Annotated in this window: 14 protein-coding genes and 1 pseudogene; 8 read left to right on the top strand and 7 right to left on the bottom strand. The window is 42.1% G+C overall.

Annotated elements, in window-relative coordinates:
• Positions 1-469 precede the first annotated feature (469 nt).
• The 4 genes from FXV91_RS04090 to FXV91_RS04075 all read left to right on the top strand — a co-directional run bounded on the left by FXV91_RS04090 (position 470) and on the right by FXV91_RS04075 (position 5,305).
• A complete protein-coding gene (locus FXV91_RS04090; protein WP_229388659.1) occupies positions 470-3,214 on the top strand; it encodes a DEAD/DEAH box helicase family protein in 2,745 nt (914 codons plus the stop codon).
• 101 nt (positions 3,215-3,315) lie between these two features.
• A complete protein-coding gene (locus FXV91_RS04085) occupies positions 3,316-3,654 on the top strand; it encodes a nucleoside triphosphate pyrophosphohydrolase (protein ID WP_229388657.1) in 339 nt (112 codons plus the stop codon).
• Positions 3,655-3,955: 301 nt separating this feature from the next.
• On the top strand, positions 3,956-4,762 hold the full coding sequence (locus FXV91_RS04080; protein ID WP_229388655.1) for an HNH endonuclease: 807 nt from the start codon (positions 3,956-3,958) through the stop codon (positions 4,760-4,762).
• Positions 4,763-4,978: 216 nt separating this feature from the next.
• A complete protein-coding gene (locus tag FXV91_RS04075) occupies positions 4,979-5,305 on the top strand; it encodes a GYD domain-containing protein (RefSeq protein ID WP_229388653.1) in 327 nt (108 codons plus the stop codon).
• Between the two features lie 83 nt (positions 5,306-5,388).
• On the opposite strand, the gene FXV91_RS04070 is transcribed toward FXV91_RS04075, so the two are convergent.
• The 3 genes from FXV91_RS04070 to FXV91_RS04060 form a co-directional block, all read right to left on the bottom strand.
• Entirely contained in the window at positions 5,389-5,643 is a 255-nt protein-coding gene (locus tag FXV91_RS04070; RefSeq protein WP_229388652.1) for a type II toxin-antitoxin system MqsA family antitoxin, read from the bottom strand.
• 30 nt (positions 5,644-5,673) lie between these two features.
• Positions 5,674-6,339: a HepT-like ribonuclease domain-containing protein gene (locus FXV91_RS04065; RefSeq protein ID WP_229388650.1), complete on the bottom strand. Its 666-nt coding sequence runs from the start codon at positions 6,337-6,339 to the stop codon at positions 5,674-5,676.
• A gap of 412 nt (positions 6,340-6,751) precedes the next feature.
• A complete protein-coding gene (locus tag FXV91_RS04060; RefSeq protein WP_229388648.1) occupies positions 6,752-7,519 on the bottom strand; it encodes an SDR family oxidoreductase in 768 nt (255 codons plus the stop codon).
• Positions 7,520-8,030: 511 nt separating this feature from the next.
• Between FXV91_RS04060 and FXV91_RS04055 the strand changes: the two genes are divergently transcribed.
• Both FXV91_RS04055 and FXV91_RS04050 read left to right on the top strand, forming a co-directional pair.
• Positions 8,031-8,552: a hypothetical protein gene (locus FXV91_RS04055; protein WP_229388646.1), complete on the top strand. Its 522-nt coding sequence runs from the start codon at positions 8,031-8,033 to the stop codon at positions 8,550-8,552.
• 231 nt (positions 8,553-8,783) lie between these two features.
• Positions 8,784-9,227 (top strand): hypothetical protein, encoded by a 444-nt coding sequence (locus FXV91_RS04050; protein WP_229388644.1) that lies wholly within the window; start codon positions 8,784-8,786, stop codon positions 9,225-9,227.
• 58 nt (positions 9,228-9,285) lie between these two features.
• Here the strand turns inward: FXV91_RS04050 and FXV91_RS04045 are convergent, their stop codons facing one another.
• Together FXV91_RS04045 and FXV91_RS04040 are read right to left on the bottom strand one after the other, a co-directional pair.
• Entirely contained in the window at positions 9,286-9,408 is a 123-nt protein-coding gene (locus FXV91_RS04045) for a HepT-like ribonuclease domain-containing protein (protein WP_229388642.1), read from the bottom strand.
• A gap of 202 nt (positions 9,409-9,610) precedes the next feature.
• Positions 9,611-9,793: pseudogene (locus tag FXV91_RS04040) on the bottom strand (nucleotidyltransferase domain-containing protein); the annotation flags it as partial.
• 470 nt (positions 9,794-10,263) lie between these two features.
• On the opposite strand from FXV91_RS04040, the gene FXV91_RS04035 reads away from it, so the two are divergent.
• Positions 10,264-11,772, top strand: a complete 1,509-nt coding sequence (locus FXV91_RS04035; RefSeq protein ID WP_229388638.1) for a serine--tRNA ligase — start codon at positions 10,264-10,266, stop codon at positions 11,770-11,772.
• A 56-nt stretch (positions 11,773-11,828) separates the two neighbouring features.
• Here the strand turns inward: FXV91_RS04035 and FXV91_RS19630 are convergent, their stop codons facing one another.
• Positions 11,829-11,957 (bottom strand): hypothetical protein, encoded by a 129-nt coding sequence (locus FXV91_RS19630; protein ID WP_255679910.1) that lies wholly within the window; start codon positions 11,955-11,957, stop codon positions 11,829-11,831.
• A gap of 439 nt (positions 11,958-12,396) precedes the next feature.
• Between FXV91_RS19630 and FXV91_RS04030 the strand changes: the two genes are divergently transcribed.
• The gene (locus FXV91_RS04030) at positions 12,397-13,014 is read left to right on the top strand and encodes a 30S ribosomal protein S3ae (protein WP_229388636.1); all 618 of its coding nucleotides are present in this window, start codon (positions 12,397-12,399) and stop codon (positions 13,012-13,014) included.
• Positions 13,015-13,257: 243 nt separating this feature from the next.
• On the opposite strand, the gene FXV91_RS04025 is transcribed toward FXV91_RS04030, so the two are convergent.
• A complete protein-coding gene (locus tag FXV91_RS04025) occupies positions 13,258-15,780 on the bottom strand; it encodes a DNA topoisomerase (protein ID WP_229388634.1) in 2,523 nt (840 codons plus the stop codon).
• Positions 15,781-16,353 lie beyond the last annotated feature (573 nt).

Below are 16,353 nucleotides of genomic sequence, written 5' to 3'. Positions count from 1 at the left end.
TGATATGCCAAATATTTTGAAATGGGCTTAGCGTCAAGTTTCTAGGTTAAATGAATCTAGTGGAAACAAGTTTAGACAGGATTCTACAGAGCCCTTTTTTTGTCAAAAGAGACAACATATTGTTTTCTGTAAAAATATATTTCCCGCGCATACTGCTCCCCTCTCCTCATCAACCGTTTATTAGTTTTTGATCCCGCACCAAACCGTCCGCAACAAAATCTCTAGATCTTGAAATTCTCAAACCGGACCCCTGAATGCAAAATTTTTGATGATGGCCGGGAATGCTTGAGATACCTTATTGAAAAGTTTCAGGGGGAGGTTCTTGAATTTACTGAAAATCTCTGTTGAGGAACTGGCTGATGTAAAGGAGGTTATTGATGCGCTTTCCGGGATCACGGAATGAAATATTGTAATGCTTCAAGTTTACTTATAAAAGTTTTTAAACTACAATACCATTACAAGAAAGAGCATGCCCGAATTACCCTGCAAAAACAACAGTCTGACCAGTCGGATAGATAGTTTCCTTTCAACCTTCTCCCTCACCAGAACAAAGTCCCTTCTCAGAGGATTTCTTTACTCAACTCCTGAAATGGAAATCGCCGTGATAGTGGATCGCAGCATCTGCAACCGGGAGCACCCCTTCAGCTACAGCGAATACACAAAGGAGCAAAATGAGATCGTTTTTTCCTGCGGCAGGGTTTTCAGATTTGTTGTTGACAACGAGCTTGATTTTCTTGAAATGAAAGAAATGCTCCCCCTTCTGGTCTCTGGTGAGTTCTGTGATGATGCGGCTCCTGTTTTAAAAGGAATGGATCGTGAGCACCAGTGCATGGACCCTACTGTTCCTGAATCTTATTTTGAGGACGCCTTTTGTGAGGTTTTTGGGCGGGATATCCTCTCCCGGATAAGCAGGGAATACCCCATTTTCGACGTAAACGGGAGGACAAGGTGGATCGATTATGTTGTCCATACCGAAGGCGGATTTATCGGGATCGAGAAGAACGGGGAAAGGTTCCACCACCCGCTAATCATCGGAAAAGAGAGATATAAGGACCAGCTTTTGAAGCAGAACTCCATAGTCTCGCAGGGCGGAAGGGTTTACAGGTGGTCCCTTGGGTCCATGCAGTTTCGGGATGTTTTTTGCGAGGAGATCAAAAGGTATTTCCCTGAGCCTGAAAAGATAATCGACTGCCACCATGTCCTTGCAAAAAGAGGGTTTGAGCTTTTTGATCACCAGGAAGATGTGCTTGAAGCAATCGAAAGGGAAAGGAAGGACGGGAAAAAGGCGTTTCTTGTGCACCTCCCGACCGGGACCGGGAAAACGCATATACTTATATCGGATTTTTTTAGGGAATACGAGAAGGATGTGTCCATAAGGGCACTTGTGCTTGTTCCTTCAAGGAAATTGAAGGAGCAAACGATGGATAATTTTTTTGAGGGGTACAGAGTATGGAATAAACAGAATCGGGCTATTCCATCTCCTTTTTTGACTGCGAATACAGCTGAGCAGGTTTTAGTAACCGAGGAAAAAGAGACCTACTCGATTAGCATAGGGGACTCCGAAGACTGTAAAATAATGGTCCAGACATATGCCGGAATGTCAAGGAGGTATCAGAATCTCAGGCAGGGCCACTTCCAGTATATTGCAGTTGACGAAGCCCATCATTCCGTTGCCCCCGGAATTAAAAAAGTAATTCAGTATTTTAACCCCGACACTCTTCTCGGCCTGACCGCAACTCCCGACAGGCTTGATAAGAAAAAGCTTGAAGAAATCTTTGGGGAATATGAAACCAACCTTACCCTAAAAGAGGCTATTGAAAAAGGAATATTGGCTCCCATAAAGGCTTTTCGGGTAAAAAGTAACCTTGATCTCAGCGAGATCAGGTATAACGGGAAAGACTACGTCGCCTCTGACCTCCAGAAGAACCTTATCGTACCCTCAAGGGACCAGCTGATCGTTGATGTGCTCAAAAAATATTTCGCAGCCCGGGAAAGAGCTGAAAATGGGGTTGGTTTTGAGAGCCAGGAGAAACTCCCCTTCAAATCAGGACTGATTTTCTGTGTCTCGGTTGCACATGCCGAATCGCTTGCCAGGAGGATGAGGGAACAGGGGATCAGTGCAAAGGCAGTAAGCGGAAAAGACAGAAGGTCAATGGACTATATCCGGGAATACGAAGACGAAAAAATCCAGTTCCTCTGCACCTGTTCTCTGATTACGGAAGGCTGGGACTCCCCGAAGACTTCGATTATTGTAATGGCAAGGCCCACGATGTCAAAAGCCCTCTACCTCCAGCAGCTAGGCAGGGGGACAAGGAGATTTCCTGGAAAAGAAGCCCTTTACGTAATCGATGTTGTTGACAACTATGGCCCGTTCAACATGCCCTGGAGCTGCCACGGCATTTTCGGGATCGACAGGTACGTCCCCTGGGCAAATGTCCTGAAGGACCCGAAAGCAAGATACGAGCTTGACCCTGAAGAACTGGTCCTTGCAGGGCTTTACGAGGAAGAAAGGTCGATAGAAAAAATCAACATCTTCACCTTTGAGCGAGAATACCCCGATTATATAAATATGGAACAGCTCGCAAGAGAACTTTTCATTTCAACCGGCACCCTGAAGGACTGGATAAGAAAAGGGGACGTAAACCCCGATGTAGAAATTCCCTTTGGCCGGAAATCTCTCCTGTATTTCAAGCCGGAAAAAACCGGGGAGCTCAGGGAGAAAAAGGGGCTCAAGAAACACGATGAAACAACCCTGTATGAGGACTTCTTCGAGTTCCTGGAAAATGGGGACTACTCCTTTTCATACAAAATTATTTTCATGCTCTCTTTCCTTAAATGCACGGACCACACCGGAGAATGCAGCCTTGAGAACCTTGTCAGCCTCTACTCAAGTTTTTACCTGGAAAGGCACGAAAAAGGCCTCCTCGTTGACCGGCCGAACTGCCCTCTCAACAGTCCCGATGTGATCAGGGATGAAAACACAATCAAAGCCAGCATACTCTCAAATCCCTTTGAAAAGTTCGAGAGAAAACGTTTCATGTACCATTGCAAAGACCTGAACCATATAGCTTTTTCTTTCTACCTGTGGCAAAAAATAAATAACGACTCCGACCTCCAGCAGATCCGGAATAAAATGATAGAAGACCTTGAAAACTATTATGAAAACCTCGATGGAGTCCCCAACCTGGAAGAAGTAAAAGCAAAATTCCTTTAAAAACCGCTGATAACAAACGTAAAACAAATATAACAACATAAGAACTACATCAAATAGTTGATAGCTAAGCAAATTAAAAACTACAAATCGAAGGTTTCAGAATGCCCGAAAAAACCAACCTCACATCCTACGACAAACTGGTTCGAGACAAAATCCCCGAAATCATAAAATCCTCAACCCGGATTCCTGAATACAAAATCCTCGATGACGATGGGGAATACCTGAGATACCTCATTAAAAAGCTTCAGGAGGAAGTCCTGGAATTTACTGAGAACCCTTGCGTTGAGGAACTGGCTGATGTAAAGGAGGTCATTGATACACTTTCCGGGATTAGGGGGTTTGAGGATGTTGTGAATGTACAGGAGAGGAAGAGGGAAGAGAGAGGAGGATTTGCTAGTAGGATTTTACTTATTGGGGTTTTTGATAAAGGGGAGGAGTGAAGTTTGTGGGGAGGTTTTTGATTGAACACTTTTTTGTTGAAAGAAGTAATTGAACTCTATTTCAGAAGCGAAGGTTTTTAGACCTAGCTGCCGGAAATGTTTTTACTAAAACGGTTAAGGTCTTTCTCATTCCAAAACTTTCTATCACATCAGTTTGTGAGATTGTGTAAAGTATTATGGCTTTTACCATACAACTCATCTTTTTTACTTACTCTTTTAGAATATGTCCAAGATTTTGTTTTTTAGGAACTCTTTTACAAAACCAAAAAATTTATTACTTTAATAAGTTTTCCTGTATTACATGCTACTTTTTAAAAACTCAGCTAAAACTATGGAAGGTGTTCTTAATAACGCGAAACATGCTACAGATGGAAAACCCCATAATGTCAAGCCGGGCGATATAATCTTGATAGCTCAAACTAAAAGTACACTTCCACCTGGGCAGAAATCAATCCGTTGGATAATGAATTTTGTATCCTGCGAGGAAGACGTAGATAATTTAAGCGATAAAATCTGGGGAAAGCACTGGCGATATATAATTAGTGGAGAAAATGTAAGGCCTGTAGAGCCTTTTGATATAAATGAAGTAAAAATTACTTCCAAAAACTATGATGCAGTTCAAACTTTTGCTGTAATAGAACCTGAAGATGAGGATAGAGTATTGAATTGGATATCTGAGGCTGTAAATACTTATGTATCTGGCAAAACTGCTATATCAGAAGAGTTTAGAGAAGGAAAAACCCTCGATTATGATGAATTGATAAAAAAATTAGACCTTAAATACAGAAATACTCCAGAGTTTAAAGAAACTATCATTGAATTGATACAAAGACCTTCCTTATTATCTAATGCAATTAAAGAAAAATACGGCTACAAATGTATGATATGTGGATATCCAGGATTTTTGAAAAAGAACGGTGAGAAATATGCAGAAGTTCACCATATGATAGAATTAAATCAAAAGGCACCGGAAACCCTTCAAAGCTGGAATTTATTAGTTGTTTGTCCCTTGTGTCACAGGAAGTTACACTATGCTGATGTGAAATCTGAATTTTTAGACCCCGGATGGAAAATAACAATTGATGGTCAAGAACATATTATTAAGTGAACTGATTCCAGAACTGATTTTTTTTGTGTCCTTATCAAATCTAACAGGAATTCTACTGCATCAGAACATACAGTCTTATTTATAAAAATCCAGATATTTCCTTCTTTAGCAGGGCATTTGTTCCAAACTTAATCTCAAATTTATTTAAAACCTTTAATAGATATGTATATATTTTATCACTTGAAATATTAACCTAAGTAATTGGGAGGGGAATTAATGCAAGATTACCTGATTCAAATATCATTTGCGCCTGAAGCAGTAGCTACATTAGTAGCAAATCCTCAAAACCGTGAAGAAGTAGCCCGTTCTTTAATTGAAAACGTTGGGGGAAAACTTAAAGGTTATTGGTTCGCACTTGGCGATTATGATGTGGTGGAAATCGCAACATTACCTGATGATGAGAGCGCAGTAGCCCTATCAATGGCTGTCTCAGCTGGAGGTGCTATAAGGGTGTTTAAGACTACACCGTTGCTGTCGGTCGATGAAGGCATCGAGGCCATGAAGAAAGCATCGAAGCTGGAATACAAACCACCGGGCAAATGATTAAGAAAAAATCGCTTTTTCTTTTTTACTTTGCTTTCGATCAATTGTTTGGATAGTGTCAAGAATAAAAAAGTAATATGATATCAAGCAACAATCTCGTCAAAACTCAATTCTCCGGCAGCCACGGGATGAAGAAGCAGTTTTGACTCATGAAACTTTTTCATGACTATATCGATTTTTCTTGAAACCTCTGGAGTATAATATGCTTCCCCGCAGTTTTCACAGACATAGGCGGAAACATCTTTAATAGCGATAATCTGCTCTCCGATTTTTACAACGAGCTCGGTCTCGCCTTCTGAGATTTTTCCCCTGCAGAATGTACACCTGTCAGGCTTCATTTCACTCCCCTCTGATTTCTATTCTTTGCGTTATAATCCCTGGTTGCTGGAATTCAGCTCATCAAGCAATTTCTCAATTGTTTGCTCAAGCACGGGGATGTCTTTTATTGCGGTATTCCAAACGCGGTCATAATCTATATCAAAATAAGTACATATCAGGTGGTCTCGTATGTCTATTATATCTTCCCAATCAATTTCAGGAGACAGAGACTTTATGTCATCAGAAACGGATTTTGCGGCTTCACCTATGATCTCAAACTGGAGTACGACTGCATCCTTTGTTTTATTATTGTCCAGAAAAGTGTCTTTGTCCATCCCTTCTGTGAATTTTTTTATATTTCTGGCAGCTTTGAGCATCTCGCACAGGTAAAGCAGAGGAGATTTTATACCCCCGGCAGTTCCTTTTAATATATCATCTTTAATTATCGGGTTAAGACCTCTTTCCGAAACAACATCTACCGGAACTCCAAACAGGTCTTCAAGATAAAACTCAAGCGCTGTAAAGTCAAAAAGGCTTGCTCCTTCTTCAAACCTCACCAGGACATCAATATCGCTTCCTTCCTTTTCCTCGCCTCGGACGTATGAGCCAAAAATTTCAACGACTTCAGCTTTGAATTTTTCTTTAATTTCATCCTTCCTTTCAAGGATAAGAAGCCGGATCTGGTTAACGTCGATATGTGTTTCTTTATTTTCCATAGTATCCGCCTCCTGTATTTCTTTCACTGCTGAAATTATAATGGCTACTTTTCTCTATACTGATATCATGTTTCATGTGTATATGCTTTTTCTGCTTTTCTGGTTCTAACTTGGTCCCGACTTAGAGCCTGTCCGTAAAGTAGAAAATATAGGGAAAAAAGAGATTCCAGATTACAGGGCAAGAAGGTGAGTTGTAAAAGGGACATGTACAAAAAACTGGTTAGGCAGAGTGTTATATCAAAATCAAAAAGAATAAACTGCCTTCAGGCAGCCTGAAAAAAGAAACGCAGCTCCTTTGAAAAAGAGCTTAAAAAGGCTCACTTTTCAGTTTCTGAATAAATTTCCTTAACTCTTCCAACCCGACCATTCATCAATTAAACTTTTATTCCGTGCGGATGAGTTGAAGGACTGGTTAAAGTGCTGTCCAGCCGCCGTCAACTGTAATTATCTGGCCTGTAATATACCTTGATGCCTCGGATGCAAGGTAAACAACTGTTGTATCCAGATCTCCGGACTTTCCTGCACGTCCCATAGGACACATAAACTCGATAATTTTTACAAATTCCGGATCAGCAACAACTCCTTCTGCCATTCCGAGAGCAAAATAACCGGGTCCGATTGCATTAACAGTAATGCCTTCTTTTGCCCATTCGGTTGCCAGAGACTTCGTGAGCATTAAAACTCCGCCCTTTGTTGAGCAATAAGCTGTAACCGGCATTCCTTTCATTGATACTGTTGAGTGAATTGACCCAATGTTAATGATTCTTCCGTATTTTTGCTTTAACATTACTTTCCCGACTTCGCGGGCAAAGAAATAAACACCATTCAGGTTGGTATCTATCATATTGCGCCACATTTCATCAGTTGTTTGTTCTGCCTTGTCAACAAGCCCAAGACCGGCATTGTTTACAAGGATATCAATTCTGCCGAAGTCTTTTTCTACCTGCTCCACAGCACTCTTAATCTGTTCTGTTTTCATTACGTCACATACGTAATAGCGGCAGGTCACGCCAATTTCTTCGATTTCCTTCTGTACTTCCTTTAATTTTTCCTCACGACGTGCAACTATAGCAATATTTGCACCTTGATTTGCCAGAGCTCTGGCAAAATCTACTCCAAGACCTGAGGAAGCACCTGTTACAATAGCAACTTTACCCGTTAAATCAAATAGATTTTTCATTTTAATCCTCCTTTAATTATTGTTTTAGCTACAGAGCCAAAAGATTGGCTCTCTATACCCTCTAAACTACATTTTTTATCAAAAATTTTATAAAATATGGATTTGAAAACTGCCTCTTAATTTTTGTCCAAAAAAACGAAGGAATACAGTATATTAAATTCAAAGGAGTATATTAAATTTGTTAATTTCAGATTAGAACTGCAGTATAATGGAATTTCTGTAAAATTTATAGTCATTATTTTTAGCGAGCTCATCCCAAAACTGGGTTTATTCTAAAATCAATACGAATCTCAGAGCTATTTTTCATAATTAGAAACTTGATTAGTTATTTAATTTAGAGAAGCAACTTTGAGTTTTGGGTTGGGCTCTATAATATTGGCCTCCTAACCCTGATGTTTGCCTCCTAACCCTGATATTGGCCTCCTAACCCTGTTCATTCTCTATAAAAATTTCGGCTTTGTATTCTCGAAAGAAACAAATACTGTCATATTTATTACTTATTGGGAATTTTATGAAGAATCTGAATAAAAGAGTTAAAAAATACGCGATGTTCTTTTTTATTGGGATTTCCACATTTTACCTGAGTGGTTATATACTCAGAGGAATACATGCTCCGAGATCGATTCATCTGATGCTTCTGATTTATTGGACTCTTTTTGCGACTGGAGTGCTGGTTATAAGGGATTTCTCGCCCAGTTTTATCCTTAAGGGATTTGCTATCTCTTTTGGAGCCCTCTTTCTGATATCTGCAGGCTTTTTTGTTCTTGGGGCTTATAACCATATGAACTCAGCCGAATACTGGATCGGAGCCGAAAAACTGGGAACAGTACCCGAAAAATATGCTGTTGTCACTGAAAGTGAAATAGTAGAGTATCCGGCTTTGAAGAGAGCACTCAAGACTGCAGGACAGGATTTTAGAATTGATTCCACTGAATGGAAGCAGGTAGAAGAGTTTCTTCATTTAAAAGAGTCGAATGTAATTAAAGTGGGGGAGGATTACTATCAGGTACATCTATCAATGTCTGTTGCTTGAGTAACTGAAGATCAATCCAGACTTTATTCATGAGCTGACCCTAAAACTCAAATCTACTTTTCTAATTCTCTATTTTGAAATATTCAATTGAGTTTCTGATCAGGAAAGTATTTCTGAAACTTTTCTAAATAAAGGAATAAAAATTGTTTTTGGGATAGGCTCGTTAATAAAAAAGGAAAAATTTGTCAGACATATGCGGAAGGTCAGAAGCATCTCAGAGGAAGCTGGATTATGGATAATATCGATAAGAAACTGGAAGATTTTTTTAGAGAACATGAGACCCGATTTAATAAGTCACTGGTCGGGAAAATTGATGTTGAAGAGACTGCAAATTCATTTACAGACTGTTTTATTGAGGCTAATCCCTTCGGGGTTCTATGCGGTAAGAATGATGAGCAATTTCGTACTGTGATTACTCAAGGGTATGAATTTTACAGGAGTATCGGGACAAAGTCCATGAGCATTGATTCAGTTGAGGTATCTTCTTTAGACGAATACCATTCAATGGCAAAAGTACACTGGCATTCATTTTATAACAGAAAAGACGGAAGAGAAGAACTGATTGAGTTTGATGTAATCTATTTTGTTCAAATAATAGGTGAAAAGCCGAAAATTTTTGCTTATATTACGAGTGATGAGCAGGGAGTATTACGCGAAAAAGGCCTTATTCCTTAAAATCTTCTTATATTTGAATTTCGAATGATCAATCTAGTTCCTGACCGTGAAAATAATTCTAAAAACGTTCAATGAGTGAGAATAAAGTGAGTTTTGGGATGAGCTCTTTAGCAGTATCCCGGACAAGGTCGTAATCCACATTAAAATAGGCATGTGTCAGGCGGTCTCTCATACCTGCCATAACTCTTCAGTCCAGGTTTGGAGCTCGTAACTTTATATCTGGGGGGAATGGCTTCTGATGCCTCTCCCAGCACCAGTAATTGATGGGCAACTGCGCTCCTGGTTTTTTTATCCTTCAAAAAGTCTCTTTTCCATACTTTGTATGAAATCCTTTATAGTTCTGGCAGCGCCGAGCATTTCAGAAAGGTAAAGCAGAGGGGATTTCATACCCCGGGAGTTCCCTTTAATATATCATCTTTAATTATTGGGTTAATACCTCTTTCCGAAACAACATCTACAGAGACTCCAAACAGGTCTTCAAGATAAAACTCAAGTGCTGTAAAGTCAAAAAGGCTTGCTCCTTCTTCAAACCTCACTAGGACATCAATATCGCTTCCTTCCTTTTCCTCGCCTCGGGCTTATGAGCCAAAAGTTTCAACGACCTCAGCTTTGAATTTTTCTTTAATTTCGTCCTTTCTTTCCAGGATAAGAAGCCGGATGTGGTTAACGTCGATATGTGTTTCTTTGGTTTTCATAATATCCTTATCCTGTATCTTTAATTTCTCACTTCTTATTTGAAACTCTGATTTGCAATCTTATCCAGTTGTATAATGTATTGCATGTTAAATAGACATTATAAATGTCCGCATGGTTACCAGTCAATAGCAGAATCTAAATATTTATATAGTTGCTAATTTCTCTTTTAACTAAAAAACTACAACCAGTACAGGTATCTATATCTAATTTTACATCCGAACTATAGGCACCTGCTATTATAGAATAAGCATTTATCTCCAGAATAGGCGTTTAAATTCTGCTGACATCCTTTCCAGACTCACAACCACACTATTCAATACAACTAAAAGAGGCTCAAACCTTGGAATTACAGTTCAAACTCAAAGCTTACTTTAAAACAGGTGCAGACCCCACTCCTGCAGAGGAAGCTGTGGCTGCGCTTTTTGAAGAGGCAAACAATACTCTTCTTACCAGAGGCGCCCCTGAAGGGCAGGGAGCAAGAATTACGGAATGGAAGCTCGGGGAAGACAGGATCGAGTTTACCCTGGAGTCCGGAAGGTATGTCAGGGTTCATGATGCCGTCCTGCGGCTGAAGAAAGTGCTTTCCGAGGAACTCGGGAAGAAGTACAGGATAGGGATCAGGGGAATTGAGGTCGAATCTTTTACCATTCAGGTGCCGACCGATCACGAACTCAGGATGCTGAAGGTTCCTTACATAAAGGGAATGGAAAATATCGAAGGCGGGATCATGCTCGAGCTTGAAGTAGGGGAGGCTGAGATGAAGAACCGGGTGCCGGACCGCATCCTTACTCTGCTTGAAGAAAAAATCGAGGCTGCCCAGTACGGGGCAAAGGCTGAGCACTGGAACCTGATCTGGCAGAGAGAGCCTATGGAGCACCCCTTCAAAGAAGACCCTACCCAGGCGATGATGAAAGAAGGCTGGCTCAAAAGGGGAGCAAGCCGCGGTCAGTGGATCCACGGGCCTCAATCCACAAAGGTCTTCCGGACTTTCGAAAAGATCGTTTTTGACGAACTACTTGAGCCCCTCGGGTACAGGGAGATGATCTTCCCGAAGCTGGTCACCTGGGAGGTCTGGATGAAGTCCGGGCATGCCAAAGGAGTATACCCTGAGATTTACTACGTCTGCCCTCCGCAGACAAGGGATCCTGATTACTGGGAAGAGGTTGCAGACTATTACAAGGTAACCCACGAGGTTCCGACAAAGCTCATTAAAGAAAAAATCGGGGAACCCATAGGCGGTATGTGTTACGCCCAGTGCCCGCCTTTCTGGATGTATGTTGCAGGTGAAACTCTTCCGAATGACGGGATTCCTGTAAAGGTCTTTGACAGGTCCGGGACCTCGCACAGGTACGAAAGCGGTGGGATCCACGGAATTGAAAGGGTAGATGAGTTCCACAGGATAGAAATCGTCTGGATAGGGACAAAGGAAGAGGTAATAAGGTGTGCGGAAGAGCTTCATGAGCGCTACATGCATATCTTCAATGGCATCCTGGACATTGAATGGAGAAAAGCAAGGGTTACTCCCTGGTTCATGGCACAGGAAGGGCTGCTCGGGCTTGCCGAAGGAAATGCTGTAGGGACAACTGACTATGAAGCCTGCCTGCCTTATCGCGGGGAAAACGCCGAATGGCTCGAGTTCCAGAACGTTAGCATCAACGGGGACAAGTATCCGAAAGGCTTCAATGTAAAGCTGCAGTCCGGAGAAGAACTCTGGTCCGGGTGCTCGGGGGTCGGGCTTGAAAGGTGGGCTGCGGTCTTCCTTGCGCAGAAAGGGCTTGATCCGGAAAACTGGCCTGAAGAGTTCAGGAAGAGAGTGGGCGAAATGCCAGCAGGAATTCGCTTCCTCTGAATTTCCTTCATTTTTCTTTTTATTTTCTTTTTATTTTCTTTTTAATTTTTTTTAACTCATTTTTTTCTTTGTTTTCTTTTTAACTCATTTTTAATTTTTAGCTTATCTAACTCTTTTCTAACTATTTTTTGCTCTTTTTTAGTTCTGTTTCCACTCTTTTTCAACCCTTCTCTAACTATTTCCAAGTTTTTTCACTCTTTTTTCTACTCCTGGGATGTGAACAATAGAGCAGAAAGCGTTTCTGACCGATTTCTTTATATACGGAAATGATGTGTATAGTGAGCCATTAACTAGTTAGTATCCGTTAATTTCTGAGAATATCTGGCCGATTTCCGGTCGCATTTTTGACTATCAGGAGCCTGTGGCTATCGGCAGATGGGATGGGGCCCCAGTCCGGAAATGCTAAGAGGCTCAGAGATTTTTGATATTGCAAAGAGAAGGTAATAAAAGAGCAAACCTGCGGCAGTGTAAAACTGTGCAGAAACGCCTGAAAAACCTTTCACACTCATTGATCATGGAAAGGCTCACCTGAGCATCCGGAAGACAAAGACCTGAGACTGCCTGAGGGCATCAGGGCAAAGCAAAATAAAACTACACAGAACGAATATACTTCGGAGGAATTACTTGGCAAGAAAGAAAGTACAGAGAAAGCTTGACGGATGGAAATCCAAGGAATGGTACAATATTGAAGCCCCGGTTTACCTAAACAGGGCTGTTGTCGGAAACACAATGGCAGGAGACCCTGCTCTGCTCTTAGGCCGCAATGTTGAGACTACAGTTGGAGAACTCACCAACGACATGACCAAGAACAACACAAAGGTTGTCCTCAGGATCAGCAACGTTGTCGGAGACACAGCAACTACCGACCTCATGGGCCACGAACTTACAACCGACTATATCCGCTCAATCGTTAAGAGGCAGACTTCCAGGATCGACGCCAATGTCGAGGTTAAAACCAAAGACGGCTACATTATCCGTGTAAAGCCGACCTGCTTCACCATCAAAAGGGCACGCTCAAGCCAGATGAAAGCCATCAGGGAATTGATGGTTGAGATCGTCAAAAGGCGCGCAGCAGAATCCGATTTCGAGACATTCATGCAGGAAGCAATCCTTGGCAGGCTCTCAGCAGCCATTTACAGGCAGGCCAAGTTCATTTACCCGCTCCGCAGAGTCGAGATCAGGAAGACCGAAGTCGAAAAAATGCCCGCAGCTGCACCTGCACCTGCATCAGCCGCAGCATAATTTCTTTTCGGTTCAAAAATTAGAAGCAGGAGAAAATCCGAAAGGATTTTCTTATCTCTCTTTTAATTGTTTAATTACTTACAACTTAATTCACAACTTTATTCGTGGCTTTTCTTAGGCTTTTCTTAAGCTTTTCTTAATAATCCCTGCTAACTTGCTTGTTTACACTCTCTTTTCTGGACCTTTACTTATTTTCTTTTACTGACTCTTTAACGGATCCATACCGGGATTTTTACCGGGTCTTCACTTACTCTCTTTCCTGCTACCTGAAACCGATGGTGCTTTTGAAACTCTGGCTGGTGCGAGTCTTTCCACTTTCCTTGCTGCCGGGTTTTCTGCTTTCCTTGCTGCACTTCCTGTTTCAGGCCCTGTTGCAGCAGAACCCGCAGGACTCTTCGCCCGTAACCTTGCTTCATTTCTGGGACCTGCTTTTTTCCAGTACTGTATGCCTTCCGTGCAGCGCCGGTTTACGCAGATATCTTCTTCCGGATTTTCTCCTTCTCCATCTGCTTTTAGCCTGAATAGCTTCCAGCCGCAGGTCTCACAGGTCTTATCGAGCAGGGTCAGTTTTCCGGTCTTAGGGACCGAATGAGTGTACCCACAGCGCTTTGTACAGCCCAGGAAGCGGCTGTCTTTGAACGCGATCAGGAACATGCTCCCGTCACATTCAGGACAGGGACCTACGGTTTCAGGTGGATAGCATTCCTTTTCAAGGTCGCATTTAAAGCAGGGCCCTATACCGACAGCCCAGTTGTATTTGTTTCCTACCTTCAGGACGGCTGCGCCTTCTTTTTTGCATTCCTTGCTCCTGAGTATGGTCAGAGCTCCGGTTTTTGGCAGGGGGAATGAGTTCCTGCAGTCAGGGTAGCCTGTGCAGCCCACAAAGCGCCCGGAATCCGTCTGCACGATTTTGAGAATATGTCCGCAAGCCTTACAGTTGCCGACGTAGTTTTTCTTGTCTTCAAGGGCAGCTTCGTCCTTGATTGTGCCTGCAATGCTTGAAGTCAGCTCTATTTTGTTTGCTTCAAGCTGGGCATACATCTCTTTGATCAGGGTTGTGCCTTCGTCGAGAGCGGTTTCAAACTCTTTTTTCCCGTCTTCGACTTCCTGGATAAGGGCTTCTATTTTTGAGCGGATGTCCGGCCTCACAAGGATCGGGACGGTTAGGGAAAGCCCTTCCATCAGGGTAAAACCTGTATCAAGTATCGAAACTGTCTTTCCTTTGGTTTCGAAATAGCCTCGCTTTTTGTTTGTTTCGATATGGGTCGGAGCTGTTGCCTTTGTCCCTATTCCGTGCTTGTCCATAAGGGTCAGGAGCTCGGCTTCGGTCAATTTTTTCGGAGGGCTGGTTTTGGACTTTGTATTGCTTAGCTTTTTTACGTCTACCCTCTCTTTTTCCTCTACAAACGGGAGGAGCTTATCTTTTTTATTTTCAAAGGGATAGATTTCGAGCCAGCCTGCATCTTTAAGCACTGTCCCTGAAGAGTCGAAAGGTTCTTCCTGGACCTGCAGGTGGAGGTGAGTTTTTTCGAAAACTGCTGCAGGCATCAGGTTTGCCAGGAAGTGCCTTGCAATAAGGTCATAGACTTCTGCTGCCTGCGGGATGTTTACTGTAGCACTTATTTCTCCCCTGGCAGCCGCCCGGATAGGGTGGATAGGCGGATGGTCGTGTGCGTCTTTTTCCCCGTTTTTCGGCACTATGGGGACAGCGAGGATTGATTCGGCAAAAGGCTTATATTCCTTCTGCCTCGCAAAATCGAAGAGTAGCGACTTGAAGTCGAAGTCATCTGCATATTTGTTGGTCTCTGTCCTCGGGTAGCTTGTAAACCCTGCAAGGTAGAGCTGTTCTGCAACCTCAAGGGCTACTTCCGGGCTGATCCCCAGGAATTTTGAAGCCCGCTTCAGAAACTCTGTCGTGTTAAGCGGGTTTGGAGGGCTGGTCTTTGCTTCTTTTACCGTTTTCTTTACAACAAGTCCTTCTTTTGCCCCTTTTAGCCTCTTGAAGATTTCAACCGCTTTCTCTTTGTCGTGGATATTTCCTGCTCTGTGAGTGCCTTCGAATTCCCCTTCTTTTGTAGCAAAGATTCCAGTAATCTTCCAGAAGTCCTTTGCCTCAAAAGCCCGGATAGCCTTTTCCCTTTCGTACACAAACCCGCAGGTAGGTGTCTGGCAGGGCCCGATTGAAAGGACGTCTTTTGTTCTTGCCTTTTCCCTGACCGAGAGCGTGACAAAACGCGTAAAAGCTGCTCCCATTTTCAGGTCCAGGATCTGCCTGGCCTCCGCAGCCATAGCGAGGTTATGGTCAGGATCTACAGTACTTTCAAAAGCTCTCCTGACCTCTTTTGGGGAAAGTGCTGAGAAGCGAGCCCTTGCAATAGGCACGTTTGTAACCTCTTCGGCAAGTGTCTTTGCTTCAAACCCTATATTTTCTCCTTCCCTGTCATAGTCGCATGCAAGGATAATCCTGTCTGCCCTTTTTGCCAGGTTTTTTATTGCAGCTGCATACTCTTTCCTGGTGACGAATTTTTCAGGGTCAACTCCAAGCAACGTACCAGGGTCAACCTCACTCCATTTATTGTACTTTTCAGGAAAATCATAGTTCATGATGTGCCCGGAAAGCCCCATCACGAGCCATTCTTCCCCTTTCCACTTAAACTCATAAGCAGGCAGCCCTTCTACTGAAAATTTATCCACTTCCCCATCGCCCAGGATACTGGCAATCTGGGCTGCTGCTTTATTTTTTTCTGCAAATGCGACAACTGTCATATAAAATACCTTAACCTCTGTTATTGAGATATAGAATATTGTAAGGAAATATCATTTGTAAGGAAATATCATTTGTAAGAAAATATCATTTGAACGATGGCATGGAAATATTGCCGAAAACGTCAAGGAAGCATAATTAGGAAGTACATTGAAACGTTTCCAGGTTTGATTTTTTTAGCTTAACTGGCAGACTTTAATTATTTATTCTTGCTGTCTGTAAAGTCCCTGTCTTCTGTAAAAACCCTTCGCTTTATAAATAATCAACATAGATCTCATACATATACATACCCTGATTAGTATGCTTACATTATTTATATATTTGTCTGTTTATACATTATTGGATGACTTTTCCGGATGTAAAAAGCTATATATCAGTTCACTCTCTGTTCTAATCTACAAACTGAAATTCCCGGATTAATTGTCACATTCATTCTAACGGAAAGTTTGTTTAATAGAAAGATTGCTCAGTTAGGAAGATTACTCAATTATATTGTTTCACTATCACTGTTACTGACACATTTGCCGGTAGTCCTTATCTTCTTTACTGGTATGTCCTTATCTGTAAGCCCTTAG

It is taken from the genome of Methanosarcina sp. DH2, from assembly GCF_020804225.1.
GTDB lineage: Archaea > Halobacteriota > Methanosarcinia > Methanosarcinales > Methanosarcinaceae > Methanosarcina.
Note: the sequence above shows the minus strand (reverse complement) of the source record. Positions and strands in the feature narration are given on the sequence as shown.

What these genes read in the sequence shown, in the direction of transcription:
- FXV91_RS04090 (WP_229388659.1), top strand. Translation starts at nt 470, where the DNA reads ATGCCCGAATTACCCTGCAAAAACAACAGTCTGACCAGTCGGATAGAT.
- FXV91_RS04085 (WP_229388657.1), top strand. Translation starts at nt 3,316, where the DNA reads ATGCCCGAAAAAACCAACCTCACATCCTACGACAAACTGGTTCGAGAC.
- FXV91_RS04080 (WP_229388655.1), top strand. Translation starts at nt 3,956, where the DNA reads ATGCTACTTTTTAAAAACTCAGCTAAAACTATGGAAGGTGTTCTTAAT.
- FXV91_RS04075 (WP_229388653.1), top strand. Translation starts at nt 4,979, where the DNA reads ATGCAAGATTACCTGATTCAAATATCATTTGCGCCTGAAGCAGTAGCT.
- FXV91_RS04070 (WP_229388652.1), bottom strand. Translation starts at nt 5,643, where the DNA reads ATGAAGCCTGACAGGTGTACATTCTGCAGGGGAAAAATCTCAGAAGGC.
- FXV91_RS04065 (WP_229388650.1), bottom strand. Translation starts at nt 6,339, where the DNA reads ATGGAAAATAAAGAAACACATATCGACGTTAACCAGATCCGGCTTCTT.
- FXV91_RS04060 (WP_229388648.1), bottom strand. Translation starts at nt 7,519, where the DNA reads ATGAAAAATCTATTTGATTTAACGGGTAAAGTTGCTATTGTAACAGGT.
- FXV91_RS04055 (WP_229388646.1), top strand. Translation starts at nt 8,031, where the DNA reads ATGAAGAATCTGAATAAAAGAGTTAAAAAATACGCGATGTTCTTTTTT.
- FXV91_RS04050 (WP_229388644.1), top strand. Translation starts at nt 8,784, where the DNA reads ATGGATAATATCGATAAGAAACTGGAAGATTTTTTTAGAGAACATGAG.
- FXV91_RS04045 (WP_229388642.1), bottom strand. Translation starts at nt 9,408, where the DNA reads ATGGCAGGTATGAGAGACCGCCTGACACATGCCTATTTTAATGTGGAT.
- FXV91_RS04025 (WP_229388634.1), bottom strand. Translation starts at nt 15,780, where the DNA reads ATGACAGTTGTCGCATTTGCAGAAAAAAATAAAGCAGCAGCCCAGATT.